This window comes from Protofrankia sp. Cr1 (assembly GCF_963555865.1).
In the GTDB taxonomy this organism is placed as follows: Bacteria; Actinomycetota; Actinomycetes; order Frankiales; family Frankiaceae; genus Protofrankia.
This window is the reverse complement of record NZ_CAUVXO010000079.1, coordinates 13,521-14,355: the sequence shown is the minus strand read 5'-3', so window position 1 is coordinate 14,355 and position 835 is coordinate 13,521. Positions and strand designations below refer to the sequence as shown.

1 protein-coding gene is annotated in these 835 nt (G+C 71.9%); it reads right to left on the bottom strand.

Annotated features, from left to right (window positions below):
* Positions 1-4: 4 nt before the first annotated feature.
* On the bottom strand, positions 5-835 hold an 831-nt coding region (locus U9980_RS09470; protein WP_322767587.1), incomplete at its 5' end, for an ABC transporter permease.

Genomic DNA, 835 nt, shown 5'->3' with positions numbered 1-835 from the left:
CGCGTCACGCATCCCGGCGGGTGAACACCGTCCCGGCGATGACCAGGCTGACCAGCGCCCAGACCGCGAGCACCGCGACCTCGCCTGCGGTTGACAACGACCCGGCCACGGGCCGGACGCTGCTGAGCGCCTGCACGGCCCCCTCGGGCAGGTAGGCCTGCACGCGGTTGCCGGTCGATGCCGGCAGCGCCGCCGTCAGCAGGTTGACTCCGAACAGGCTCAGTGAGTAGACGGCCACGCTCGCCGAGGGATGCCGCACGACTGTGCCGATCGCCAGACCGAGCAGGCTCACCACGGCTACGGCCAGTCCGCCGGCGAGTACGGCGCGCAGGGTCTGCCCGGAGCTGAGCATTGCCTCGATGTGACGGCGTGCCAGCACCTGTTGGCCGACGATGAAAGCTCCCAACGATGCGGTCAGGCCCGCGAGCGCCGTGACCACCGCCACGACCGCTGCCTTGGCGGCCAGGACCATCCAGCGTCGTGGCACCGCGACAAGAGTTGTGCGGATCATGCCCGTGGTGAACTCGGTCGTGACGAAACGCGCGGCCATCGCGCCCAGCAGGATCTGGGCGACGATAAGCCCCGCCAGGGACGTCGCGGTCGCGTCGAAGGTCGCGCGGTCGGCAGCTGACAACGAGGCCCATCCCCGTACCCGGGTGGAGCACAGGATCGCGCCGACCCCGACGGAGGCGATGAGCGCCAGCCGCAGCGAGCGTCGCGTCGACGCCACCGAGAACAGTTTGATCCACTCGGAGTGGACCGCCCGGCCGAGTGCCGCCGCACCCGCGCTCCCCGCGCCGTGGGCGGCGACCCGCGCCGGCTCTGGCGCCGGGAG